This is a genomic window from Noviherbaspirillum malthae (assembly GCF_015352985.1).
Lineage (GTDB): Bacteria > Pseudomonadota > Gammaproteobacteria > Burkholderiales > Burkholderiaceae_D > Noviherbaspirillum > Noviherbaspirillum malthae.
On record NZ_JACYXF010000008.1, the window covers coordinates 1 to 24266 of the forward strand.

The following is a 24266-nucleotide window of genomic DNA, read 5'->3' on the forward strand; positions in this document are numbered from 1 at the left end:
GACGACTCGCTGGCGCTGCGCCGCTCCTGCCGCGAAGGCGTGTGCGGCTCGGACGCGATGAACATCAACGGCAAGAACGGACTGGCCTGCACGACGAACCTCAACGAGCTCTCCGAGCCGATCGTGCTGCGGCCGCTGCCGGGACTGCCGGTGATCCGCGACCTGATCGTGGACATGACGCAGTTCTTCAAGCAGTACCACTCGATCAAGCCGTACCTGATCAACGAGACGATTCCGCCGGAGAAGGAGCGTCTGCAGACGCCGGCCGAGCGCGAGGAGCTCGATGGCCTGTACGAGTGCATCCTGTGCGCCTGCTGTTCGACGTCGTGTCCGTCGTTCTGGTGGAACCCGGACAAGTTCGTGGGCCCGGCGGGACTGCTGCAGGCGTACCGCTTCATTGCCGACAGCCGCGACCAGGCGACCAATGAGCGGCTGGACAACCTGGAAGATCCGTACCGGCTGTTCCGCTGCCATACCATCATGAACTGCGTGGATGTGTGTCCGAAGGGCCTGAACCCGACACGCGCCATCGGCAAGATCAAGGAACTGATGGTGCGTCGTACTGTATAAATAGCCTCGTCGAGGCGGAGGCAGACCTGCTTCCGCCTTGTTTTTTGCTGTATTCCATCAATTCATTGCCCGAACATTGCCTGGGCGCATGCAGGACAGTGGATTGACGAAATAGAGTGAACGGGAAATCCATGTCCAACAATCATCAAGCCGATCCGGCCAAACGTGCACGCCTGCGCTGGCGGGCGCGCCGCGGTTTGCTGGAGAACGATCTGATCGTGACGCGTTTTCTGGATGCGCACGAGGCGAACTTGACCGACGAGGAAGTCGATGCCTTTTCCAGGCTGATGGACTTGTCGGACAATGAACTGATGGACTTGCTTTTGGCGCGTAAGGAACCCGTGGGCGAAGTGGATCTTCCGCACGTCCATGCGTTGCTGGCGAGACTGCGCGCAGCCTGAGAACAACCGGGAAAAGGTTGAAGCAGGCGTGGAGCGGCTGACGGAATGCTGCCCTGACGGACGCATTGCGATACTGCAGAATCAGCATCTTCTGCGGCGTCGCGTGTGAACGGTAGCGGCGGCATTTGCTTCGGCAGGCGCATCTGGAATTCGGTTTTTTTTACAATCGACTCACCCCTCCTCACTAGAAGGAAGAGACATGACAAACTCTGAAACCAAAGCAACCCTTTCGTTCTCCGACGGCTCGCCGTCGCTGGACCTGCCCATCTACAAGGGCACCATCGGCCCGGACGTCATCGACATCCGCAAGCTGTACGGCGCCACGGGCCGGTTCACTTATGATCCGGGTTTCATGTCCACGGCAGCCTGCAACTCCTCGATCACCTACATCGACGGCGACAAGGGTGAACTGCTGTACCGCGGCTATCCGATCGAGCAGCTCGCCGTCAACTGCGACTTCCTCGAAACCTGCTACCTGCTCATGAACGGCGAACTGCCGAACGCCGAGCAGAAGCAGAAATTCGTCGCTACCGTGACCAACCACACCATGGTTCACGAGCAGATGCAATTCTTCTTCCGCGGTTTCCGCCGCGATGCGCACCCGATGTCGGTGCTGGTCGGTACGGTCGGCGCCTTGTCGTCCTTCTATCACGACTCGCTCGACATCAACGATCCGCATCACCGCGAAGTCTCCGCGATCCGCCTGATCGCCAAGCTGCCGACTCTCGTCGCGATGGCCTACAAGTACTCGATCGGCCAGCCGTTCGCCTATCCGCGCAATGACCTGTCCTACTCGGCCAACTTCATGCGCATGATGTTCTCCAACCCGTGCGAAGAGTACAAGGTCAACGACGTGCTGGTGCGCGCTCTCGACCGTATCCTCATCCTGCATGCGGACCACGAGCAGAATGCGTCGACATCAACCGTCCGTCTGGCCGGTTCGTCGGGCGCCAACCCGTTCGCTTGTATCGCAGCCGGCATCGCCTGCCTGTGGGGCCCGGCGCACGGCGGCGCAAACGAAGCTGCGCTGACCATGCTGCAGGATATCCAGCGGCAGGGCGGCGTCGAGCGCATCGGCGAATTCATCGCCCAGGTCAAGGACAAGAACTCCAACGTCAAGCTGATGGGCTTCGGGCACCGCGTGTACAAGAACTACGACCCGCGCGCCAAGCTGATGCGTGAAACCTGCTATGAAGTGCTGAACGAACTCGGCCTGCATGACGATCCGCTGTTCAAGCTGGCAATGGCGCTCGAGAAGATCGCACTGGAAGACGATTACTTCGTTCAGCGCAAGCTCTATCCGAACGTCGACTTCTACTCCGGCATCGTTCAGTCCGCGCTCGGCATCCCGGTATCGCTGTTCACTGGTATCTTCGCGATGGCACGTACCGTCGGCTGGATCGCCCAGTGGAACGAGATGATCTCCGATCCCGAGCAGAAGATCGGCCGTCCGCGTCAGCTGTTCATCGGTTCGCCGCGTCGCGACGTCCCGACCATGGCCCAGCGCGGCTGATCAGGGAACCGATCGGCTTCGGCATCAGCGCCGGCCGATCGGGATTCGCTGAATTTCGAACTAAGTTTCGAAGGTTGAAAGGCGAGCTCCTTTGGGCTCGCCTTTTTTATTTCGAAAGCTGCCCAACGGGGGCAGGGCGGGGGGCTGCATTGATATACACATTCTTGCGACACTGCATCAATGCCCTTATTGGCGGCTGGAGTTCTATGCTATGCTAGCGTTTCCAAAAAATGGAACCGCCTCAGGTCGTCACGTAGCCCTTCCCCCCACAACTTGATGTGCGATCCGCTAACCGGTCAGGCCGTGTCGCGGAAGGTTATATAAACCCGCTAATCTCGCGAAACGCGAAGAAAGGTGAGCAAGATATGCAGCAGTACTTCTCCAATTCCTATCTGTTTGGAGGCAACGCACCGTACGTCGAAGAACTGTACGAAGCGTACCTCAACAATCCCGGCTCCGTACCCGACAACTGGCGCGCATACTTTGATGCGATGCAGCATGTTCCTGCCGTCGACGGTTCGAACAAGCCGGACGTAGCGCACGCACCCGTGGTCGCATCCTTCGCCGAGCGCGCGAAGCAGGGCCCGATCCGCACCGTCGTTGCCTCGCAGGACGTTGAAATGGGCCGCAAGCGCGTCGCTGCCACGCAGCTGATCGCCGCCTATCGCTTCCTCGGCAACCGCTGGGCCAATCTCGACCCGCTGCAGCGCCAGGAGCGCCCCGCGATCCCTGAACTGGATCCGAGCTTCTACGGCTTCACCGATGCCGACATGGACATCGTGTTCAACATCAGCAATACCTACTTCGGCCAGGAAACCGCGACGCTGCGCGATCTGCTGCAAGCCTTGCGCGACACCTACTGCCGCTCGATCGGCGCCGAATTCATGTACATCAGCGATCCTGCGCAGAAGCGCTGGCTGCAGGAACGCCTCGAGTCCGTACGCTCGACCCCCAGCTTCACCGCTGAAAAGAAAAAGCACATCCTGGATCGCCTGACCGCAGCCGAAGGCCTCGAGCGCTACCTGCATACCCGCTATGTCGGCCAGAAGCGCTTCTCGCTCGAAGGCGGCGAAAGCTTCATCGCCTCGCTCGACGAATCGATCCAGCGCGCAGGCGAGAAGGGCGTGCAGGAAATCGTCATCGGCATGGCCCACCGCGGCCGTCTGAACGTTCTGGTCAATACGCTCGGCAAGATGCCGCAGGACCTGTTCGCGGAATTCGAAGGCAAGCACGCCGACGATCTGCCGGCCGGCGACGTCAAGTACCACCAGGGTTTCTCTTCCGATATCTCCACCCCCGGCGGTCCGATCCACCTGTCGCTCGCCTTCAACCCGTCCCACCTCGAGATCGTCAATCCGGTCGTGGAAGGTTCGGTCAAGGCCCGCATGGAGCGCCGGGGCGACAAGGACGGCTCGCAGGTCATGCCTATCCTGGTTCACGGCGATGCCGCGTTCGCAGGCCAGGGCGTTGTCATGGAAACGCTCAACCTGGCGCAGACCCGCGGCTACGGCACGGGCGGTACGCTGCACATCGTGATCAACAACCAGATCGGCTTCACCACATCCGATCCGCGCGACTCGCGTTCGACGCTGTACTGCTCCGACGTCGTCAAGATGATCGAGGCACCGGTGCTGCACGTGAACGGCGACGATCCCGAAGCCGTGGTATTCGCAACGCAGATGGCTCTCGATTTCCGTCTCGAGTTCAAGAAGGACATCGTCGTCGACATCATCTGCTTCCGCAAGCTTGGCCACAACGAGCAGGACACGCCTGCACTGACCCAGCCGCTGATGTACAAGAAGATCGGCCAGCATCCGGGCACGCGCAAAGTCTACGCCGACAAGCTGGCCACGCAGGGCACGATTGCGGCGGACGCCGGCGATGCGATGGTCAAGGCGTATCGCGATGCGATGGACGCCGGCAAGCATACCGTCGACCCCGTCATCTCGAACTTCAAGAGCAAGTATGCGGTTGACTGGATGCCTTTCCTCAACCGCAAGTGGACCGATGCGGCCGATACCGCCGTTCCGCTAGCCGAACTCAAGCGACTGGCCGAACGCATCACCAAGGTCCCGGAAGACTTCAAGGTGCACCCGCTCGTCGAGAAAGTGCTCGGCGACCGTGCAAGCATGGGCCGCGGCGAGCTCAATCTCGACTGGGGCATGGGTGAACACCTCGCGTATGCATCGCTGGTCGCCTCCGGTTACGCAGTCCGCCTGACAGGCCAGGACGCAGGCCGCGGCACTTTCGTGCACCGTCACGCCGTGCTGCACGACCAGAAGCGCGAGCGCTGGGACGCCGGCACTTACCTGCCGCTGCAGAACGTCTCGGAAAACCAGGCGCCGTTCACCGTCATCGACTCCGTTCTGTCGGAAGAGGCTGTCCTCGGCTTCGAATACGGCTATTCGACTGCCGAGCCGAACACGCTCACCATCTGGGAAGCCCAGTTCGGCGATTTTGCCAACGGCGCCCAGGTCGTCATCGACCAGTTCATCAGTTCCGGCGAAGTGAAGTGGGGCCGTGCATCCGGTCTCGTGATGATGCTGCCGCACGGCTATGAAGGCCAGGGTCCGGAGCACTCGTCGGCCCGCCTCGAGCGCTATCTGCAGCTGTGCGCGGACAACAACATGCAGGTCGTTCAGCCGACCACGGCCGCACAGATCTTCCATCTGCTGCGCCGTCAGATGATCCGTCTGTTCCGCAAGCCGCTGGTCATCATGACGCCGAAGTCGCTGCTGCGTAACAAGGATGCCGGCTCGCCGCTGTCCGAACTTGCCAAAGGCCAGTTCCAGACCGTCATCGGCGAGGTCGACGAGAAGATCGATCCGAAGAAGGTCAAGCGCGTACTCGCCTGCTCGGGCAAGGTCTATTACGACCTGGTCAACGCACGCAAGGAGCGCGGTGTTTCCGACGTGGCGATCCTGCGTATCGAACAGCTGTATCCGTTCCCGCACAAGGCATTCGCCGCCGAGCTGGGCAAGTTCCCGAACTTCGCCGAACTGGTCTGGGTACAGGACGAACCGCAGAATCAGGGCCCTTGGTTCCAGATCCAGCACAACATCTTCGAAAACCTCGGGGACGGCCAGAAACTCGCCTATGCAGGCCGCCCGGCCAGCGCATCGCCCGCAGTCGGCTACTACGACAAGCACTATGCGCAGCAGAAGGCATTGATCGACACCGCGTTCTCGAAGCTCAAGGGCTTCGTGCTGACCAAATAAAGACCCGTCGGCGCGCTAGAAGCTGGCGCGCCGATCGAACACACCGAAACGGAGAGTTACATGGCAATTATTGAAGTAAAAGTCCCGCAACTGTCGGAATCCGTCGCAGAAGCGACCCTGCTGGCATGGCACAAGAAGGTCGGCGAAGCCGTCTCGCGCGATGAGAACCTGATCGACATCGAGACCGACAAGGTCGTGCTCGAACTGCCGGCACCGGACTCCGGCGTAATCGTCGAAGTCATCAAGGGCGACGGCAGCACCGTTGTCGCAGGCGAAGTCATTGCAAGGCTCGACACCGAAGCCAGCGCAGGCACCGTTGCAGCGCCCGCAGCCGCTCCCGCACCGGCAAGCACGCCGGCCGCAGCCGCTGCCCAGGCCCAGGGCGACCCCGTTGCTGCTGCCATTTCGGCACTGGCATCGAATGCATCCGCCGGCGTGGCAATGCCCGCCGCTGCAAAAATGCTGGCTGACAATAACATGTCCGCCGCCCAGGTTTCCGGCACCGGCCGCGACGGCCGCGTCACCAAGGGCGACGTGATCAATGCCCTCGAAACCAAGCCTGCCGCTGCTCCCGCACCTGCACCCGCAGCCGCTCCCAAGCCGGCGCTGCAGCAGGTCGCGGCTCCCGGCGCCGTCAACCTCGGCAACCGTCCGGAAGAGCGCGTGCCGATGAGCCGCCTGCGCGCACGTATCGCCGAGCGCCTGCTGCAATCGCAAGCGACCAACGCGATCCTGACGACCTTCAACGAAGTCAACATGCAGCCGGTCATGGACCTGCGCAACAAGTACAAGGACAAGTTCGAGAAAGAGCACGGCGTCAAGCTGGGCTTCATGTCCTTCTTCGTCAAGGCCGCCGTCGCCGCACTGAAGAAGTATCCGGTTATCAATGCCTCCGTTGACGGCAACGACATCGTCTACCACGGCTATTTCGACATCGGTATCGCAGTCGGTTCGCCGCGCGGTCTGGTGGTGCCGATTCTGCGCGACGTCGACCAGATGACGATCGCCGAAATCGAGAAGAAGATCGCCGAATTCGGCGTCAAGGCCAAGGACGGCAAGCTGACGCTCGACGAACTGACCGGCGGCACATTCTCGATCTCCAACGGCGGCGTGTTCGGTTCGATGCTGTCGACACCGATCATCAACCCGCCGCAATCCGCGATCCTGGGCGTTCACGCCACCAAGGAGCGTGCTGTCGTCGAGAACGGCCAGATCGTCATCCGTCCGATGAACTACCTGGCCATGTCCTATGACCACCGCATCATCGACGGCCGCGAAGCCGTGCTGGGCCTGGTCGCGATGAAGGAAGCGCTGGAAGATCCGGCCCGCCTCCTGCTCGACCTCTAATAGGCGCGCTGAAGCGATGCCGGCGCTGCCGATCAGGCCGGGATCGCTCCGAATGCACACGGAACGCGGAGCACCGCCTCCGTGTGCGTTGTCCATCCTGCGGATAATAGGTTACGTATATGTCGAAAAATTTTGATGTGGTTGTTATCGGCGGCGGCCCTGGTGGCTATATCGCCGCAATTCGGGCTGCCCAGCTCGGTTTCAGCACCGCCTGCATTGACGAGTGGAAGAATGCGAAGAACGGCCCGGCACCGGGCGGTACCTGCACCAACGTCGGCTGCATTCCTTCGAAGGCACTGCTGCAGTCGTCGGAACATTATGAGCATGCTGGCCATGCATTTGCCGACCATGGCATCGAAGTCAAAGGCCTGAACCTGAACCTCGGCCAGATGCTGGCACGCAAGGACACGATCGTCAAGCAGAACAATGACGGCATCCTGTACCTCTTCAAGAAGAACAAGGTCACGTTCTTCCATGGCCGCGGCTCCTTCGTCAAGGGCGACGCCAACGGCTACGAGATCAAGGTGGCCGGTGCCGCGGAAGAGTCCATTACCGCCAAGCACGTCATCGTGGCGACCGGCTCCAATGCGCGCGCTCTGCCGAATGCTCCCTTCGATGAAAAGCTGATCCTGTCGAACACCGGCGCACTGGCAATCGATTCCGTACCGAAGAAGCTCGGCGTTATCGGCGCAGGCGTCATCGGTCTCGAAATGGGCAGCGTATGGCGCCGCGTCGGTGCGGAAGTGACCGTGCTCGAAGCACTGCCGGGCTTCCTGTCCGCCGTGGACGAGCAGATCGCCAAGGAAGCGTTCAAGCTCTTCACCAAGCAGGGCCTGTCGATCAGCCTCGGCGTCAAGATCGGTGCGATCACGCCCGGCAAGAAGGACGTCACGGTCGAGTACACCGACGACAAGGGCAATGCGCAGAAGGCCGTGTTCGACCGCCTCATCGTCTCCATCGGCCGCGTGCCGAACACCATCGGCCTCAATGCCGAAGGCGTGGGACTGAAGCTCGACGAGCGCGGCTTCATCGCCGTCGACGGCGACTGCAAGACCAACCTGCCGAACGTCTGGGCGGTGGGCGACGTGGTGCGCGGCCCGATGCTGGCGCACAAGGCGGAAGAAGAGGGTGTTGCCGTCGCGGAACGTATTGCAGGTCAACATGGCCATGTGAACTTCAATACAATTCCCTGGGTCATATATACATCTCCGGAAATTGCCTGGGTCGGCAAGACCGAACAGCAGCTCAAGGCCGAAGGCATCGCCTACAAGGCCGGCAGCTTCCCGTTCATGGCCAACGGCCGCGCCCGCGCGCTCGGAGATACCTCAGGCATGGTGAAGTTCCTGGCCGATGCCAAGAGCGACGAAATCCTGGGCGTGCACATCATCGGCCCGATGGCATCGGAACTGATCTCCGAAGCGGTCGTGGCGATGGAATTCCGTGCATCCTCGGAAGACATCGCGCGCATCTGCCATGCGCATCCTTCGCTGTCTGAGGCGACCAAGGAAGCGGCTCTCGCCGTCGACAAGCGTTCGCTCAACTTCTAAGGAGTTTTCATGCGCCACCTGATCCTGTTGCTGCCGATTGCGCTTGCCGCGTGCGCCACGACAGGATCCGGGGGCACCGCCATCGCAGTCGATACGGCAAGCCGCGGGCAGGCCCTTACCGGCGCGAGCTGCATCGTGCAGACCGGCGCCGGAAGCTGGAACATCACGACGCCGGCCACGGTGGATGTGGGCGCTCCGAGCGGAGACCTGCGCATCGTGTGCAACAGGCCCGGTTACCGGACTTCCGAAACGCTGTATCGGCCTTCCAGGCCGCTCGGTTCCAATGTCGGCCTGGGCGCCGGCGGCGGCGGCGGCCATGTCGGGGTGGGCGTCGGCCTGAACTTTCCAATCAGCGTCGGCGGCGGGCGGTATCCCTCCAGGGTGACGGTCGAAATGAATCCGGAATAGAGAAGCAGACTGTCCTTGGAATCACGGCGTGAAGCCGGGGCAGGCAGGACAGAGTAATGGGCGAGCGAGTCTCGCCCATTTTTACGTCGGGTCGATAGGCCGGTTCGGTGGCTGCCGTGGATGCGGCAGGACAGGAAACCGATCGGCGCACATGAGCGAACAAACATATGAACGTCAGGGAGTTTTACGAGCATGCGCTGGCGCAGCGCGGCTACAAGTCGGATGAGGCGCAGCAGCGCGCCGTCGATCGCCTGCAGCAGGCCTACGACGAGTGGGTGGCATACAAGGCGCAGCGGTCCAACAAGTTCAAGCGCCTGATCAGCCGGCCGGCGGTGCCGCGCGGCGTTTATATGTGGGGCGGCGTTGGGCGCGGCAAATCGTTCCTGATGGACAGCTTCTATTCCGTCGTCCCGGTCGTGCGCAAGACCAGGCTGCATTTCCACGAATTCATGCGTGCGGTGCATCACCAGCTCGACGACCTGAAAGGCGTCGCCGATCCGCTGGATGAAGTGGCGCGCCGCATTGCCAAGAAGTACCGGCTCATCTGCTTCGACGAGTTTCATGTCTCCGACATCGCGGATGCCATGATCCTGTACAACCTGCTCAAGGCTCTGTTCGACAACGGCGTGTCGTTCATCATGACATCCAACTATGTGCCGGATGCGCTGTATCCGGATGGCCTGCATCGCGACCGCATTCTGCCGGCAATCGGACTCATCAAGGACAGGCTCGACGTGCTGAACGTGGATGCGGGGCTCGATTACCGCAAGCGAGCCCTGGAGCAGGTAGAGGCTTACCATACGCCGCTGAGCGCAGCGGCGAACGATGCCTTGCGCGCGGCATTTGCCAAGGTTGCCGAAACTGCAGATGAAGATCCGCGGATTCATATCGAGGCCCGGGAAATCCGTGCGCTGCGGCGTGCCGGCGGCGTCGTGTGGTTCGATTTCGCCACCCTGTGCGGGGGACCGCGCTCGCAGAACGACTACCTGGAGCTCTCGAGCCGGTTCCACACGGTGATTCTGTCCGACATACCGAGGATGTCGGCGGCAATGTCCTCCGAAGCCCGCCGCTTTACCTGGCTGATCGATGTATTCTATGACCACAAGGTAAAGCTGCTGATGTCGGCCGAAGTGGAACCCGACCAGCTTTATACTGAAGGCATGCTTGCCAATGAATTCCATCGCACCGTGTCCCGCATCATCGAGATGCAGTCGTCGGAATACATGAAGAGCGAGCGGCGCGATGTTGCCGGCTCGATTGCCTGACATCCTGCCCGACACGATTCCATGAAAGAAGCGCAGCCGATGATTCCAGAATTGAAGCAGATTTGCCTAACACCGCGACCAGGCGGAATCGGAGCAGGGGCCTTGCTGCTTGCGGCGCTTGCCTTCGGCGGCGTGAATGCCGCATCGGCGCAGGAGACTCGGATTGCGCAAGCCGCGCAGGGCACCCAGACAGCCGAAATCGGTGCCGTTGCCAAGCGTTATCCGCCGGGCTCCATCAGCAGCGTCGAAATCGCCGACAGGGCACTCGCCGAAGTCGGCCGCGAGCGCAATGCAGTGCAGGCCCGCTATGCCCAGGAAGAGCAGAACTGCAATCCGAAATTCTTCTCCAGTTCCTGCATGGAAGCCGCCGACGATTCACGCCGGCAGGCCTTGCGGCAACTGCGGGCCGTCGAGGTCGAGGCCAACACGGTCAAGCGCCAGGCAAAGGCGACCGCCCGCGACGAGGAACTGGCCGTGAAGCGGGAAAAGGAAGGTGCAAGCCGCGAGGAAAGGGACGCGGCGCGCAATGTGCCCGTGCCTAACTCCGGCGCGCAGGACGCAGCGCCCCAGCCTACGGACAAACCTTTGCCTTCAGGCAGGCCGCGCAGCGGCGATCGCGTCGCCGAGCATGAAGAAAAGATGCGCGCGATCAGGGAAAAGGAGGCGTCGGAAGCCGACAAGCGTGCGAAGAGTGTCGCCAACTATGAGCGCAAGGTAAAAGAGGCGGAAGCCCGTCAGCAGGAAGTCGCCAAGCGCAAGGAAGAAAAGGCGCGCAAGCTCGAGGAGAAGAGGCAGCGCGCCGAGGCGGCACAGAAACCTCTGTAGTTTCTCTGTAATTTTCTTGACCCTATATCACCGCCTAGTGGGGGTGAGTTGGAAATTTGTTGAAGGCAAATATGGCGAAATCGGGTCGAGACGAGGAAACAAGCACAGCAAGGTCGAGGCCTTACGCGCATTGTTGACGCGGTATCGGCACGATTCTCGTCCACTATTTGACCAACAAATTTTTAATACGCACCACTAGAGACCTCGGCCGTGCCGCGTTCAACGGCACCAGCCTTGAGCGTATATGGCGCTTATGCGGCGCTCATACGGCGCGTCGCATCCGGTCCACGGTATAGGACTTGGTTTCGGAAGCGGGTTCCACCAGCTTGATGATTGCCATCGTGCAGTTGTCGGCCTCATGACCTTGCGCACGTTCCCGTACCTTGGCAATCAGCATTTCGGATGCCTGCCGCGGCGAGTTCATCGCAATTGCAGCGCCAAGTTCCACACGGGAGAAATATCGCCAAAGCCCGTCGGAACATAGCAGAAAGGCATCGCCGGCCTTGAGATTGGCATGTTTGCCGACCGTGATCTCCGGCTCGCTTTCTGGTGAGCCAAGTGCGCTGTACAAGACGTGAGGCATTTTCTGCTCGCGTGCCTGCCCGTAGGTGAGCTTGCCTTGCTGGACCAGATTCTCTACTTGGGAGTGATCGACGGTGCGTTCGGCGCAGTTCGGCCCGTCGAAGCGGTAGAGGCGGGAGTCGCCGACATGCGCCCACACCGCAGAGCGTTCCGGCGTCAGTACCAGGATCGCCATGGTGCTGTGCGGCTTCTTTTCGGAGGAAATCGAATTGAGCTTGATGAGGGTATGTGCATCCCGGGCAATCGTCCGGAGCAGGGTGACAAGATCTTCGGTCTGGGGCGAGTAGAGATCGAAAGCCTGTTTGGCAGTACGAAGCACCTGCTCGGCCGCCATCGCGCCGACGTTCAAACTTCCCATGCCGTCCGCCACGACGGCCATCATGTAGCCGGGAGCCTTCGGCGCGGTCAGCAGAGCGACGCGGTCCTGTTGCTCGGCGCGGTCCCCAATATGCTGCGCCGTACCTGCCTCGATTTTGTAATGGCTCATGGAATTAGGTCGTTGTACTCCTCGCGGAAATTATTGCATGGCTAAAATATCTTCCGAATTGTTGTAGGTTTTTGTTACATCTCTTCAACAAGATGCCCATGTTGTCCCGAAAACGGCGATACTTGTTTCAAGTCCGCATCGCACATGCAATTTCCGGCGCGGCATGCCAAGCTTTTCCACGCGGCGGTGCTTTTCCCTCTTAAAATAACGGGTTATCGAACTCCAATTGCCGTCCATGATTCCGACAGAAGACATACAGCGACGCATTATCGAGCTGGAAGTAGAGCATCGCGACCTCGATGCCGTGATCGACCTGATGTCGCGCGATGTGCTGCACGACGAATTGCAGCTGCGCCGGCTCAAGAAGCGCAAGCTCCAGCTCAAGGACCATATCACGTTATTGAAAATGCAACTCATCCCCGACGTGCCAGCCTGATGCACCGGGGACCGTTTTCCGATTGCCCGCTTTGACAGAAATCACCGCACCGTCGCCCGTTCCCGAAAACCACGATACCGACATTGATCAATTGTTCAATGTGAATGGCCCCCTCAGCGAGGCGGTTCGCGGTTTTCGTCCCCGCCAGTCGCAAACCGAGATGGCCAAGGCCATCGCCAACGCCATTGCCAACCGGCAGACCCTGATCGCCGAAGCCGGCACGGGAACCGGAAAAACCTTCGCCTACCTGGTTCCCGCTCTGCTCTGGGGCGGCAAGGTCATCCTGTCCACCGGCACCAAGAATCTTCAGGATCAGCTCTACCTGCGCGATATTCCCACGGTACGCAAGGCGCTCAGCGCGCCGGTGTCCGTGGCGCTGCTGAAGGGCAGGGCGAACTACGTCTGCCACTTCCATCTCGAGCGGACCCTGCAGAACGGCCGGCTGACCGCCCGCGAGGATGTCGGCTACCTGCGCGAGATCTCCCGTTTCGTCAAGACCACCGGCTCCGGCGACAAGGCCGAACTGTCGAAGGTGCCGGAAACGGCATCGGTCTGGAATCTGGTGACCTCCACGCGCGATACCTGCCTCGGCAACGAATGCCAGTACTATCAGGACTGCTTTGTCATGAAGGCGCGCAAGGAAGCGCAGCAGGCCGACGTGGTGGTGGTCAATCACCATCTCTTCTTCGCCGACGTCGCATTGAAGGACACCGGCGTTGCCGAGCTTCTTCCGACGGCCAATACCGTCATCTTCGACGAGGCTCACCAGCTTCCCGAGACCGCCACCCTGTTTTTCGGCGAAACCATCTCCACCTCGCAGGTGCTGGAGCTTTGCCGCGACGTGCTGGCCGAAGGTCTGGCACATGCACGAGACGGAGCGGACTGGGCCAAGGTGGTCGCCACCGTCGAGCGCGCCGCGCGCGACTTGCGGCTGACTTTTTCGCAAGATATCGTGCGCTTGGCGGTTAATCAGATCGCGCCGTCGAGCCCGTTCTTCCCGGCGCTGGACAAGCTCAGGGAAGAGCTCGACATCATGATCGGCATCCTCGAGGGCCAGGCCGAGCGCGCCGAAACGATAGAGCAGTGCCGCACCCGCGGACTTGAACTGGCAAAGAAGCTGTCGGACTGGGAAGCTGCACGCCATCCGACGAAGGAGAGCACCGAATATCCGCAGGACTACGTGTTATGGGTGGAGGCGTTCACGTCTTCGCTGCAGCTGCACAGGACACCGCTATCGATTGCACCCATATTCAGCAAGCAGCGCGAGGGCACGCCGCGGTCATGGATCTTCACCTCGGCCACGCTGGCCGTGAAGAACGACTTCAACCATTATGCGTCGCAGATGGGATTGTGGAACGAGCCTGCGCATTCCTGGCCCAGCCCCTTCGATTACGTCAACCAGGGGCTGCTCTACGTGCCGGACAATCTGCCGCAGCCGAATTCCTTCGACTACACCGATGCCGTCATCGATACCGCCCTGCCCATGATCGAAGCGGCCGGCGGTCGCACCTTCCTGTTATGCACGACGATACGCGCGGTGAACCGTGCCGCCGAACGCCTGCGCGAGGAGTTCGAAAAGCGCGGCCTGCCGTTCCCGCTGATGGTGCAGGGCGAAGCGGGGCGCACCGAACTGCTCGATCGCTTCCGGGCCGCAGGCAATGCGGTGCTGATCGGCAGTCAGAGTTTCTGGGAAGGCGTCGACGTGCGCGGCGACGCGCTTTCGCTGGTCATCATCGACAAGCTGCCATTCTCACCGCCCGACGACCCGGTGCTCGCAGCGCGCATCGAAGCGCTCGAGCGCAAGGGATTGAACGGCTTCGTCCATCATCAGCTGCCATCCACCATCATCAACCTCAAGCAGGGCGCCGGACGCCTGATTCGCGACGAGACCGACCGCGGGGTGCTGATGATCTGCGATCCGCGCTTGATCACCAAGCCCTACGGACGCCGCATCTGGCAGAGTCTTCCTCCGTTCAAGCGGACCCGGGATGCCGCGGTTGCAAGGGCGTTCTTTGAGAGGGATCATGTCGCTCAGCTTGAGGATCATGCGGCTTGAACTGAATGCCGGTGCCGCATTGCGATGTTGCATGAATTCTCTCTATACTTGCAGCGTTGAGGGCATCTTGCTCTCGCATGAGAGGTCCCATGTCTGAACCCGTCGTTTCTTTGGTGCCGGTGCGTGCCGCCGATCTAACTGTCGGCGAGCCGCTGTCGCGTCCGGTCTACGACTGGCACGGCAATATGCTGCTCGCACAGGGCAGTGTGATCGAAAATCAGCAGCAGCTGGAGGATTTGCTCGACAACGGGTTCATAAACGACTCGACCTGGGATTTCCCTTCCATACCCATTCCAAGTGTGCCGACCCAGCCAGCGGCCACGGCGGCACCTCCCGTTCGTGAAGCGGCCCGGGCACCAGCACCCATCGAAGACAATACGGTGAAGGACGTTGTGGTCGGCATGGACGATGTGCGGTGGTATGTGGGTGAAACCATGTATCTGCAGCAGATCGACAACCCGTCGATGCGCTATACGGTGCGCCTGATTGGCTTCGTCAGGAACAAGACGGTATTCGTAACGGCGCCGAGCACGGACGGCAAGCTGGACTTCATCCGCGACGGACAGACCTTCATCGTGCGGGCCTTTTCAGGCAAGAAGGCGTATGCCTTTGTGGCGTCGGCCGTCAAGTCCGTCCACACGCCGCATCCTTATCTGCATCTCTCCTACCCGAAGGAAGTCCGCTGCACCGTCGTGCGCAAGGGCGTGCGCGCGGAAGTCAAAATCATCGCTGCGGTTTCGCTCGGTTCCGGAGACAGAACAGGCGCGGCAACGCTGACCGACCTGAGCATGGGCGGCACCTCGGGGACCATCAAGCAGGTGCTGGGTGGGAAAGGCGAGGAAGGGTACATCAAGTTCAAGGTGCGCGCCGCCGGACAGGATGAATTTCTGAACCTGCGCATGGTCTTGCGCTCGGTGGCACCGTCGGAACACGGGGACGGTTTCAAGCACGGCTTCGAGTTCATCGACGTCTCGATTCATGACCGCCTGATTCTCTCGGCCTTCGTGCATCAGACGCTGGCCGAGAGAGATTGACGAGACTGACCCGCTTCACTTCGGCTGTACGCGTCAATCAAAAATATGGTGACGACAGTGTCGGAGGGCCGGGCCGCATGCCGAAAGCAAGGCGGCCCGCAAGACGATTTTACTTCTGCGGCTGTATCACGACCTTGCCGGTGACCTTGCGTGCGGCCATGTCGTTGAGTGCCTTCGGCGTGTCGGCCAGTGCATAGCGTCCCGAGATGTGGGGCTTGATCTTGCCCTGGGCCATCCACTCCATCAATTCACGCATCGCAGCCGCGTTCACCTTCGGTTCGCGCCGTGCGAATTCTCCCCAGAATACGCCGACCAGTGATGCGCCCTTGAGCAGTGCGAGGTTGAGCGGCAGCTTGGGAATCTCGCCGTTGGCAAAGCCGACCACGAGATAACGGCCGCGCCACCCGATCGACCGGAATGCGGGCTCTGCGTAAACGCCCCCGACCGGATCGTAGATCACGTCCGGACCCTTCCCGCCGGTCTCCGCCTTGATCGCTTCACGCAGATCCTGCGTCGTGTAATTGATCGTCGCGTCTGCACCGTGCTCGCGGCAGACGGCAAGCTTTTCGTCGGTTGATGCTGCGGCAATGACCCGAGCTCCCAGCGCCTTGCCGATTTCGATCGCGGCGAGGCCCACGCCGCCGGCCGCACCGAGCACCAGCATGGTTTCGCCGGCCTTCAGCTGGGCGCGGTCGACCACGGCATGATGCGAGGTGCCGTAAGTGAGCGTGACGGCTGCGGCAGTATCGAAGTCCAGACCCGGCGGCATGGGCATGACCGCTTGCGCCGGTACTGCGATCTGCTGCGCGAAGGCGCCCTGGCTGACGAAAGCCAGCACCTTGTCGCCGACCTTGAGGTTGGTGACGCCTTCGCCGACCGCGGTAATCACGCCTGCCAGCTCGCTGCCGGGCGTGAAAGGTAGTTCGGGCTTGAACTGATATTTGTTCTGGATGATGAGCACATCGGGGAAATTGACGCCGGCCGCTTCCACCCTGATTGCAACCTGGCCGGCAGCAGGAACGACATCCGGCAGCTCCTCTACAACCAAGGTATCGGGAAGTCCCCACGTCTTGCAGAGGATGGCTTTCATGCTGTCTCCTTATTGTCAATGATGGTAAAAAAGAACGGTCGTTTTATTCTAGGCTTATGCCGCAAAATGTCAACATCGTCCCGGCACCGTGCTGGAAGACTGAATGGCATCGGGTAGAATTCCGGTATGAAAATTCTTGTTAGTAACGACGACGGTTACCTTGCCCCAGGCATTATCGCGCTTGCAAATGAAATGCGTACATTTGCGGAAGTGATGGTGGTGGCACCGGACAGCAACCGGTCCGGAAGTTCCAATTCCCTGACGCTGGACCGTCCATTGACCGTCTACCGCGCTGATAACGGATTTTATTTCGTCAATGGCACGCCTTCCGACTGCGTGCACATCGCGCTGACCGGCGGGCTGCCGTTCCGCCCCGACCTCATCGTGTCCGGCATCAACCAGGGCCAGAACATGGGCGATGATACGCTTTATTCCGGTACGGTCGCGGCCGCCACGGAAGGCTATCTGTTCGGCATTCCGGCGATCGCCTTTTCGCAGGTGGAAAAGGGATGGGCGCATGTGGATGCGGCGGCGCGCATCGCTCGCGAATTCGTGCAGCGTGACTTCGACCTGCTGGACAAACCCTATCTCCTGAATGTCAATATTCCCAATCTGCCTTATGAGGAAATCAAAGGCCTGCGCGCGACGCGTCTCGGCAAGCGCCACGAGTCCGAGCCCGTGATCAAGACGCTCGATCCTCAGGGACGCGAGATCTTCTGGATCGGCCCCGCCGGCAAGGCCAAGGATTCGGGCGAGGGTACCGATTTTCATGCCGTGGCCAACGGCTGCGTGTCCGTCACGCCGCTGCAGGTCGATCTCACCCATGCCGCGCAGCTCGATGCGCTCAAGCGGAGCATGGCATGAGCGGCAAGGACAAGCGTTTTCCCTTGCCGCTGTCTTCCGTGGTCGACAAGTCGTCGGGCAGGGCGCAGCCTTCCAGGCAGCCGCAGCCTCGCGTCGCAACGCCGCAGACCGCAACGCAAAACGCGACGCTTAACGCGGCGCTGAACGCAGCGCTCAGCCTGAGCAGGTCGGCGCCGGTTGCCGATGCAGTGCAGACGCGCGCCGCATCCCGAACAGCACCCGCGAGTCCGGAGCGCACTGCGCGTCCCGAGCCCATGGTGTCCGATGCGGTGCGCTCGGCCATGGTGGCGCGGGTCGCGAAGCAAGGTGTAAAGGACGCCAAGGTGCTGGCTGCGATGTCCGCCGTGCCGCGCCATCTCTTTGTCGAACCCGGACTCTCGGGGCAGGCCTACATCGACGCATCGCTGCCGATCGGACATCACCAGACCATCTCCCAGCCCTATATCGTCGCGCGCATGATCGAAGTCATGCGCGCCAATGCCAACGGCGGCGCGCTCGACAAGGTACTTGAAATCGGCACCGGCTGCGGCTACCAGGCCGCGGTGCTGTCGCTGGTGGCGAAGGAGGTGTATTCCATCGAGCGCATCAAGCCGTTACATGAACTCGCCAAATCCAACCTGCGCCCGCTGCGCATCGCCAATATCCGGCTGCAGTATGGAGATGGTATGCTTGGCCTGCCGCAAGTGGCACCGTTCGATGGCATCATCCTCGCGGCTGCAGGATTGGAAGTGCCGCAGGCGCTTCTGGATCAATTGAGTATCGGCGGCAGGCTGGTCGCCCCGGTCGGCGCACAACGCCAGGTACTGCAGCTCATCGAGCGCGTCAGCAAGTTCGAGTGGACGAATACGACGCTGGAGGACTGTCATTTCGTTCCCTTGCGTCCGGGCGTCGTCTGAACTTTCCGCCTCCGGCACTGACTGCCGCGAGCTGTCGCCAAATGTAAATTGTATGAGAATGAGAACAACACAATCCCTGTTTATCGCAGCGCTTTCGATGTGGATCGCCGCATGTACGACGCCGCAAGGAACCGCGCCTGTGATCGACCGTCCGGTCGGGCCGAGAGCGGCGGAGGCGCCGAGGCCTGCTGCACCGCCGCCCGCGCAGCAGGCCGCACCAGCCACGCGCACCGACACGCGAGGTTTTTACACCGTGCGCAAGGGCGACACATTGATCCAGATCGCACTCGACTTCGGCCAGAACTACCGCGACATCGTTGCATGGAACAACCTTGCCAATCCGAATGACATCAAGGTCGATCAGGTCCTGCGCGTCCTGCCGCCCGAAGGCGCTCCGCAAACCGGCAGCGTCGCCCCATCGCAGGGCACCGAAGTACGCCCGCTGACGCCGTCCCAGCCGACAGCCGGCGCCGTGCCCAACAAATCCGGACCGCGCGGCGAGAAGCGCCCGTATTCCGACGGCGTACTGGCGGAACTGCAGAAGCCCGATTCGACAGGCGCCGTGCCGGCCGCTCCCGCCGCAGGCACGCCTGCCCGCACCGAGCCGCCCAAGGCAGCGGAGAAGACTCCGGAACCTGCGTTGTCGGGGGACGACGAGAATATCGCGTGGATCTGGCCTGCCGAAGGCAGGATCATTTCCCATTTCAGCGAAGGAAAGAGGGGAATCGATATTGCCGGAAAGATGGGGCAGCCTGTCGTTGCGGCGGGCTCGGGCAAAGTGCTGTATGCTGGCAGTGGCATTCGCGGTTACGGCAATCTTGTCATCGTCAAGCACTCCAACAACCTGCTATCGGCTTATGCCCATAACAAAACCATCTTCGTGAAAGAAGATCAAAATGTTACCAAGGGTCAGAAGATCGCAGAGATGGGAAATTCCGATACCGATGAGGTAAAACTGCATTTCGAAATACGTCAGCAAGGAAAGCCGGTCGATCCGTCAAAATTTCTGCCAAGCCGCTAAATGAATCGCACTCCTCACGATCCCATGGACGACGACGCTTCTTCGGACGGTCTTTCCGAAGACATGCCGCTCAATGTCGCAGAAGATGCCGACGAACTGATGGATGACGCGGAACGCGGGGAGGATGTCATCACGCCGGCGGCAGATCCTGTTGATGAACTGAAAACCGTCCTGGCGGCGGAGCTTTCCACCGACACGACGCAGCATTACCTCAACCAGATCGGCGCGCGGCCCCTGCTGACGGTAGAGGAAGAGGTGCATTACGCAACGCTGGCCAAGCAGGGGAACTTCGAAGCCCGGCAGAAGATGATCGAGCACAATCTTCGGCTGGTCGTCTCGATTGCCAAGCATTACATCAACCGCGGCGTGGTTCTGCTCGACCTGATCGAGGAAGGCAATCTCGGCCTGATGCGCGCGATTGACAAATTCGAACCGGAGCGCGGTTTCCGTTTTTCCACCTATGCCACGTGGTGGATACGCCAGAGCATCGAACGCGCCATCATGAACCAGGCGCGCACCGTGCGCCTGCCGGTTCACATGGTGCGCGAGCTGAACCAGATTCTCCGGGCCAAGTATCACCTCGAAGCCCAGCATCATGACGGCAAGGATGCGACGGCGGAAGACATTGCCCATCTCGTCGACCGGCCGGTCGAAGACGTGCAGGACATTCTTGCCTTGTCCGAACATGCGACGTCGCTCGACGCCCCGCTCGACAACGATCCGCAGGCGAGCCTGATGGACATGCTGCCGGGCGATGCGGAAGACGGTCCGGACTCACGCGCCGAACATCATGAAATGATGGGACTGGTACGCGACTGGCTGAAGAAGCTTCCGGACAAGCAGCGCGTCGTCATCGTGCGCCGTTTCGGCCTCGACAACGATGACCCCGCCACACTGGAAGAACTTGCCGCGGAAATGAGCGTCACTCGTGAACGGGTGCGCCAGATACAGCAGGAAGCCCTGGTCAAGCTGAAACGGGCGCTGACGGCGCGCGGCGTGGGCAAGGACGCCTTGTTGTGATCCCCGTTCTCGTATTCGACATCGAGACGATTCCCGATGTCGCGGGCTTGCGTGCACTGAACCGCGAGCTCTTGAACCTGACCGATGCAGACGTGGCCGCCGCCGCCTTTGCCGCCAGACGGGAAAAGACGGGTTCGGAATTTCTCCAGCATCATCTGCATCGCGTCGCCGCGATTTCCTGCGTGTTCCGCGACGATGACGGCTTTCGCGTCCGATCCCTCGGCACCCTGGATGACCAGGAGCCGAAACTGATCCATGATTTTTTCCGCATCATCGATCGTTACACGCCGCAATTGATATCCTGGAACGGCGGCGGCTTCGACCTGCCGGTATTGCATTACCGTGCGATGGTCCACGGCGTTTGCGCTTCCCGCTATTGGGAAATGGGAGACGAAGACCGCGATTTCAAATGGAACAACTATTTGAGCCGGTATCACACGCGGCATATGGATCTGATGGATTTGCTGGCGCTGTACACCGGACGCGCCAATGCGCCCCTGGATGATCTCGCCAAGCTGTGCGGTTTCCCCGGGAAAATGGGAGTCGACGGTTCCCAGGTATGGACGCTTTTCCAGGAGGGACGCCTCAAGAAAATCCGCGATTACTGTGAAACCGACGTCGTCAATACCTATCTCGTTTACTGCCGCTTCCTGCTGATGCGCGGCGTCATGAGCAAGGCCGCGTACGAGGAGGAAATGGCCATGGTGCGGGACGCACTGGCGCTGCAAAGCGGCGAGCACTGGAAGGAATACCTCGCCGCGTGGTAGATTGCACGGTTTTCCACCGATTTTCCTGAATTCCCACGCCGGTTTCCATCTCATCTTGTCTTTCGTATAACGGACGGCAAAGTACGGATTGCGTCCGGCAATTCAAATTTTCTATGCAGCAGAGCACTATTGTTATCGAATCCCTCGACATGGAGGGACGCGGCGTCGGCCACTTGCAGAACGAAGACGGCACGCCCGGCAAGGTCATTTTCGTCGAAGGCGCCTTGCCCGGCGAGCGCGTCGGCTTCCAGTCCTTCCGCAAGAAGCCGAAGTGGGAAGCCGCAACCCTGACCGAAATTCATAATGAATCGGCATTGCGGGTAAAGCCCAAGTGCACTTATTTCGGTACTTGCGGCGGCTGCGCGATGCAGCATCTGGAGCCGTCGGCGCAGGTGGCGATCAAGCAGCGCGTGCTGGAGGACAATCTCTGGCACATCGGCAAGGTGAAGGCGGAGCGCATGATGCGGCCGATCTACGGGCCGACATGGGGCTATCGCTACCGCGCCCGCCTGTCGGTGCGCAACGTGCAGAAAAAAGGCGGCGTGCTGGTCGGATTCCACGAGCGCAAATCCTCGTTCATTGCCGACATGAAGACCTGCGAGATCCTGCCGCCGCATGTGTCCGCAATGCTGGTGCCATTGCGCCGCCTGGTTGAAACATTGTCGATTTTCGATCAGATGCCCCAGATCGAGCTGGCGGTAGGCGCAAGCGTCACGGCGCTCGTCATGAGAAACATGGCGCCGCTGACGGCCGAGGATGAATCCAGGTTGAAGGCATTTGCCGATGAGTACGGCATCCAGTGGTGGCTGCAGCCGAAAGGCCCGGACACGGTCTATCCGTTCTATCCCGCCGCTGTGCAGCTCGATTACGTGCTGCCCGAGTTCGGCATCACGATGCCTTTCAAACCGACGGATTTTACCCAGGTCAATCACCATATCAACCGCGTGCTCGTGGCCAAGGCCCTGCGGCTGCTCGATGCACAGCCGGACGACAGGGTGGCCGACCTGTTCTGCGGGCTTGGCAACTTCACGCTGCCCATCGCCACCCAGGTCCGCGAAGTCGTGGGTATCGAGGGCAGCACCGCCCTGACCGAACGCGCGCTCGGCAATGCAAAAATCAACGGCGTCGCGGAAAAGACCGCGTTCCATTGCCGAAATCTGTTCGAGGCGAAAACGGAAGATTTCATTGCCCTGGGCAAGTTCGACCGCATGCTGATTGATCCGCCCAGGGAAGGTGCGATCGACGTTTGCCAGGCCATTGTTGGCCTGGCGGAAACGCATGCGGACTTGCGGCCCAAGCGCATCGTGTACGTGTCCTGCAGTCCTTCGACCCTCGCACGCGATGCAGGCTACCTGGTGCATCAGGGCGGATATCGCCTGACGCAGGCGGGCGTGGTCAACATGTTCCCGCATACGGCGCATGTGGAATCCATTGCCGTGTTCGATCTGCCCTGAATGTCCTGGCTGCCGCCTTGAAATAGGAGGGCATGCCTGCAAATAAAAAGCCGACCTGTTGGTCGGCTTTTTTGCTCATGGCTCAGCGCTTGCTGCCCATTCAGTCGCGGCTGCCTCCGACGAAGCCCAGCAGGGCAAGCAGGTTGGTGAAGATATTGTAGACGTCGAGATAGATCGCCAGCGTTGCCGAAATGTAATTGGTTTCGCCGCCGTTGATGATCTGCTGTACGTCGAACAGGATATAGGCCGAGAAGATCGCGATCGCCAACACGGAAATTACCAGGTACAGCGCCGGCAGTTGCAGGAAGATGTTGGCCAGCGCGGCGACGAGAAGCACCAGCACGCCTGCGAACAGCCATTTGCCCAGACCGGAGAAGTCGCGCTTGGATACGGTGGCGATAGTCGCCATGCCGGCGAAGATCACGGCGGTGCCGCCGAACGCCGTCATGATCAGCGATGCGCCGTTCGAAAAGCCGAGGATGTGGCCGATCAGGCGTGACAGCATCAGGCCCATGAAAAAGGTGAAGCCGAGCAGGATGGCGACCCCGAGTCCCGAATTCTTCGTCTTTTCGATTGCATAGAAAAAACCGAATGCAATTGCAAGGAAGGCAACGAAGCCGAAGACGGGGCTGCCCGAGAAGAAAGTGAACTGGAATTGCACGCCCAGCCATGCGCCAAGGACGGTCGGCACCATCGAAATGGCGAGCAGCCAGTAGGTATTGCGCAAGACCCGGTTGCGGACAACCAGCGCTTCGCTGGCGGCGGAAGGGGGGTAAGTCTGCTGCAGTTGACGATCCATATGAACCTCCTGAAAGGGGCACGTGCTACCGATGTGCATATTGACAGCATAGCATGCTGATTTAGGCTTTAGGATACGTGGAACCTATAAAGGTTCTGCCGCGTCAAAACGCGCTGGCCATGGAAGGCTGTAGGGAAATTCTGAGTTCAAATGCTTTCGTGCTAAAATTGAAGGTTAGTTGATTTCTCGATTTTCAACCTTAACCCTTTCTTTTTATTGGAGTTTTCACAGATGGCAATTGAACGTACCCTGTCGATCATCAAACCGGACGCTGTAGCGAAGAATGTTATCGGTCAAATCTACACCCGTTTCGAAAACGCCGGTCTGAAGGTCGTCGCAGCCCGCATGGCCCAGCTGTCCCGCGCTGAAGCCGAAGGCTTCTATGCCGTGCACCGCGAGCGTCCGTTCTTCAAGGATCTGGTCGACTTCATGGTTTCCGGCCCGGTGATGATCCAGGTCCTGGAAGGCGAAGGCGCCATTGCCAAGAACCGCGAACTGATGGGCGCAACCGACCCGAAGAAGGCAGACAAGGGCACCATCCGCGCCGACTTCGCCGACTCCATTGACGCCAACGCCGTCCACGGCTCCGATGCAGTGGAAACAGCCCAAGTGGAAATCGCTTATTTCTTCCCCGCGCTGAACGTCTATTCGCGCTAATCGCAACCC

At 60.5% G+C, this 24266-nt stretch carries 22 protein-coding genes; 19 read left to right on the forward strand and 3 right to left on the reverse strand.

The window, feature by feature from the left end:
- From IGW03_RS12995 to IGW03_RS13035, 9 genes are all read left to right on the forward strand, one after another.
- Window positions 1–570: succinate dehydrogenase iron-sulfur subunit (locus tag IGW03_RS12995; RefSeq protein ID WP_194723001.1), on the forward strand; the 570-nt coding region annotated here is incomplete at its 5' end.
- A 131-nt stretch (window positions 571–701) separates the two neighbouring features.
- Entirely contained in the window at window positions 702–971 is a 270-nt protein-coding gene (locus IGW03_RS13000; RefSeq protein WP_194723002.1) for an FAD assembly factor SdhE, read from the forward strand.
- A 199-nt stretch (window positions 972–1170) separates the two neighbouring features.
- The gene (gltA, locus tag IGW03_RS13005) at window positions 1171–2484 is read left to right on the forward strand and encodes a citrate synthase (protein ID WP_194723003.1); all 1314 of its coding nucleotides are present in this window, start codon (window positions 1171–1173) and stop codon (window positions 2482–2484) included.
- Between the two features lie 365 nt (window positions 2485–2849).
- Window positions 2850–5702: a 2-oxoglutarate dehydrogenase E1 component gene (locus tag IGW03_RS13010; protein WP_194723004.1), complete on the forward strand. Its 2853-nt coding sequence runs from the start codon at window positions 2850–2852 to the stop codon at window positions 5700–5702.
- A 60-nt stretch (window positions 5703–5762) separates the two neighbouring features.
- Window positions 5763–7049: a 2-oxoglutarate dehydrogenase complex dihydrolipoyllysine-residue succinyltransferase gene (gene odhB, locus IGW03_RS13015; RefSeq protein ID WP_194723005.1), complete on the forward strand. Its 1287-nt coding sequence runs from the start codon at window positions 5763–5765 to the stop codon at window positions 7047–7049.
- A gap of 119 nt (window positions 7050–7168) precedes the next feature.
- Complete coding sequence (lpdA, locus tag IGW03_RS13020) at window positions 7169–8596, forward strand: dihydrolipoyl dehydrogenase (RefSeq protein WP_194723006.1); 1428 nt, start codon at window positions 7169–7171, stop codon at window positions 8594–8596.
- Between the two features lie 9 nt (window positions 8597–8605).
- The gene (locus IGW03_RS13025; RefSeq protein WP_194723007.1) at window positions 8606–9004 is read left to right on the forward strand and encodes a hypothetical protein; all 399 of its coding nucleotides are present in this window, start codon (window positions 8606–8608) and stop codon (window positions 9002–9004) included.
- 167 nt (window positions 9005–9171) lie between these two features.
- Window positions 9172–10269: a cell division protein ZapE gene (zapE, locus tag IGW03_RS13030; RefSeq protein ID WP_194723008.1), complete on the forward strand. Its 1098-nt coding sequence runs from the start codon at window positions 9172–9174 to the stop codon at window positions 10267–10269.
- Between the two features lie 102 nt (window positions 10270–10371).
- Window positions 10372–11094 carry a hypothetical protein gene (locus IGW03_RS13035; protein WP_194723009.1) on the forward strand — a complete coding sequence of 241 codons (723 nt, stop codon included), beginning with the start codon at window positions 10372–10374 and terminating at the stop codon, window positions 11092–11094.
- A 262-nt stretch (window positions 11095–11356) separates the two neighbouring features.
- Here IGW03_RS13035 and IGW03_RS13040 read toward each other — a convergent pair whose 3' ends face one another.
- A complete protein-coding gene (locus tag IGW03_RS13040) occupies window positions 11357–12163 on the reverse strand; it encodes a PP2C family protein-serine/threonine phosphatase (protein WP_194723010.1) in 807 nt (268 codons plus the stop codon).
- A 235-nt stretch (window positions 12164–12398) separates the two neighbouring features.
- Here IGW03_RS13040 and IGW03_RS13045 point away from each other — a divergent pair, with 235 nt between their 5' ends.
- From IGW03_RS13045 to IGW03_RS13055, 3 genes are all read left to right on the forward strand, one after another.
- Window positions 12399–12599, forward strand: a complete 201-nt coding sequence (locus IGW03_RS13045) for a YdcH family protein (RefSeq protein WP_194723011.1) — start codon at window positions 12399–12401, stop codon at window positions 12597–12599.
- Window positions 12600–12621: 22 nt separating this feature from the next.
- Window positions 12622–14655, forward strand: coding sequence for a DNA repair helicase YoaA (yoaA, locus tag IGW03_RS13050; RefSeq protein ID WP_228535456.1), 2034 nt, complete (start codon window positions 12622–12624; stop codon window positions 14653–14655).
- A gap of 89 nt (window positions 14656–14744) precedes the next feature.
- Window positions 14745–15689, forward strand: coding sequence for a flagellar brake protein (locus IGW03_RS13055; RefSeq protein WP_194723012.1), 945 nt, complete (start codon window positions 14745–14747; stop codon window positions 15687–15689).
- A 109-nt stretch (window positions 15690–15798) separates the two neighbouring features.
- On the opposite strand, the gene IGW03_RS13060 is transcribed toward IGW03_RS13055, so the two are convergent.
- A complete protein-coding gene (locus IGW03_RS13060; RefSeq protein WP_194723013.1) occupies window positions 15799–16779 on the reverse strand; it encodes an NADPH:quinone oxidoreductase family protein in 981 nt (326 codons plus the stop codon).
- 126 nt (window positions 16780–16905) lie between these two features.
- On the opposite strand from IGW03_RS13060, the gene surE reads away from it, so the two are divergent.
- From surE to rlmD, 6 genes are all read left to right on the forward strand, one after another.
- Complete coding sequence (gene surE / locus IGW03_RS13065) at window positions 16906–17643, forward strand: 5'/3'-nucleotidase SurE (RefSeq protein ID WP_194723014.1); 738 nt, start codon at window positions 16906–16908, stop codon at window positions 17641–17643.
- Complete coding sequence (locus tag IGW03_RS13070) at window positions 17640–18539, forward strand: protein-L-isoaspartate(D-aspartate) O-methyltransferase (protein WP_194723015.1); 900 nt, start codon at window positions 17640–17642, stop codon at window positions 18537–18539. The genes surE and IGW03_RS13070 overlap by 4 nt, the downstream gene beginning before the upstream one ends.
- A 58-nt stretch (window positions 18540–18597) precedes the next feature.
- Window positions 18598–19560, forward strand: a complete 963-nt coding sequence (locus tag IGW03_RS13075) for a peptidoglycan DD-metalloendopeptidase family protein (RefSeq protein ID WP_194723016.1) — start codon at window positions 18598–18600, stop codon at window positions 19558–19560.
- A 99-nt stretch (window positions 19561–19659) separates the two neighbouring features.
- Window positions 19660–20580 carry an RNA polymerase sigma factor RpoS gene (gene rpoS, locus IGW03_RS13080; RefSeq protein WP_438943643.1) on the forward strand — a complete coding sequence of 307 codons (921 nt, stop codon included), beginning with the start codon at window positions 19660–19662 and terminating at the stop codon, window positions 20578–20580.
- A complete protein-coding gene (locus tag IGW03_RS13085; protein WP_194723018.1) occupies window positions 20577–21347 on the forward strand; it encodes a 3'-5' exonuclease in 771 nt (256 codons plus the stop codon). The genes rpoS and IGW03_RS13085 overlap by 4 nt, the downstream gene beginning before the upstream one ends.
- A gap of 113 nt (window positions 21348–21460) precedes the next feature.
- Entirely contained in the window at window positions 21461–22801 is a 1341-nt protein-coding gene (rlmD, locus tag IGW03_RS13090; RefSeq protein WP_194723019.1) for a 23S rRNA (uracil(1939)-C(5))-methyltransferase RlmD, read from the forward strand.
- Window positions 22802–22901: 100 nt separating this feature from the next.
- On the opposite strand, the gene IGW03_RS13095 is transcribed toward rlmD, so the two are convergent.
- On the reverse strand, window positions 22902–23600 hold the full coding sequence (locus IGW03_RS13095; protein ID WP_194723020.1) for a Bax inhibitor-1/YccA family protein: 699 nt from the start codon (window positions 23598–23600) through the stop codon (window positions 22902–22904).
- Window positions 23601–23831: 231 nt separating this feature from the next.
- On the opposite strand from IGW03_RS13095, the gene ndk reads away from it, so the two are divergent.
- A complete protein-coding gene (ndk, locus tag IGW03_RS13100; protein ID WP_194723021.1) occupies window positions 23832–24257 on the forward strand; it encodes a nucleoside-diphosphate kinase in 426 nt (141 codons plus the stop codon).
- Window positions 24258–24266: the final 9 nt, after the last annotated feature.

Coding starts and splice junctions, on each gene's coding strand:
- IGW03_RS13000 (WP_194723002.1), top strand. CDS start 702: ATGTCCAACAATCATCAAGCCGATCCGGCCAAACGTGCACGCCTGCGC.
- gltA (WP_194723003.1), top strand. CDS start 1,171: ATGACAAACTCTGAAACCAAAGCAACCCTTTCGTTCTCCGACGGCTCG.
- IGW03_RS13010 (WP_194723004.1), top strand. CDS start 2,850: ATGCAGCAGTACTTCTCCAATTCCTATCTGTTTGGAGGCAACGCACCG.
- odhB (WP_194723005.1), top strand. CDS start 5,763: ATGGCAATTATTGAAGTAAAAGTCCCGCAACTGTCGGAATCCGTCGCA.
- lpdA (WP_194723006.1), top strand. CDS start 7,169: ATGTCGAAAAATTTTGATGTGGTTGTTATCGGCGGCGGCCCTGGTGGC.
- IGW03_RS13025 (WP_194723007.1), top strand. CDS start 8,606: ATGCGCCACCTGATCCTGTTGCTGCCGATTGCGCTTGCCGCGTGCGCC.
- zapE (WP_194723008.1), top strand. CDS start 9,172: ATGAACGTCAGGGAGTTTTACGAGCATGCGCTGGCGCAGCGCGGCTAC.
- IGW03_RS13040 (WP_194723010.1), bottom strand. CDS start 12,163: ATGAGCCATTACAAAATCGAGGCAGGTACGGCGCAGCATATTGGGGAC.
- IGW03_RS13045 (WP_194723011.1), top strand. CDS start 12,399: ATGATTCCGACAGAAGACATACAGCGACGCATTATCGAGCTGGAAGTA.
- IGW03_RS13055 (WP_194723012.1), top strand. CDS start 14,745: ATGTCTGAACCCGTCGTTTCTTTGGTGCCGGTGCGTGCCGCCGATCTA.
- IGW03_RS13060 (WP_194723013.1), bottom strand. CDS start 16,779: ATGAAAGCCATCCTCTGCAAGACGTGGGGACTTCCCGATACCTTGGTT.
- surE (WP_194723014.1), top strand. CDS start 16,906: ATGAAAATTCTTGTTAGTAACGACGACGGTTACCTTGCCCCAGGCATT.
- IGW03_RS13070 (WP_194723015.1), top strand. CDS start 17,640: ATGAGCGGCAAGGACAAGCGTTTTCCCTTGCCGCTGTCTTCCGTGGTC.
- IGW03_RS13075 (WP_194723016.1), top strand. CDS start 18,598: ATGAGAACAACACAATCCCTGTTTATCGCAGCGCTTTCGATGTGGATC.
- rpoS (WP_438943643.1), top strand. CDS start 19,660: ATGGATGACGCGGAACGCGGGGAGGATGTCATCACGCCGGCGGCAGAT.
- rlmD (WP_194723019.1), top strand. CDS start 21,461: ATGCAGCAGAGCACTATTGTTATCGAATCCCTCGACATGGAGGGACGC.
- IGW03_RS13095 (WP_194723020.1), bottom strand. CDS start 23,600: ATGGATCGTCAACTGCAGCAGACTTACCCCCCTTCCGCCGCCAGCGAA.
- ndk (WP_194723021.1), top strand. CDS start 23,832: ATGGCAATTGAACGTACCCTGTCGATCATCAAACCGGACGCTGTAGCG.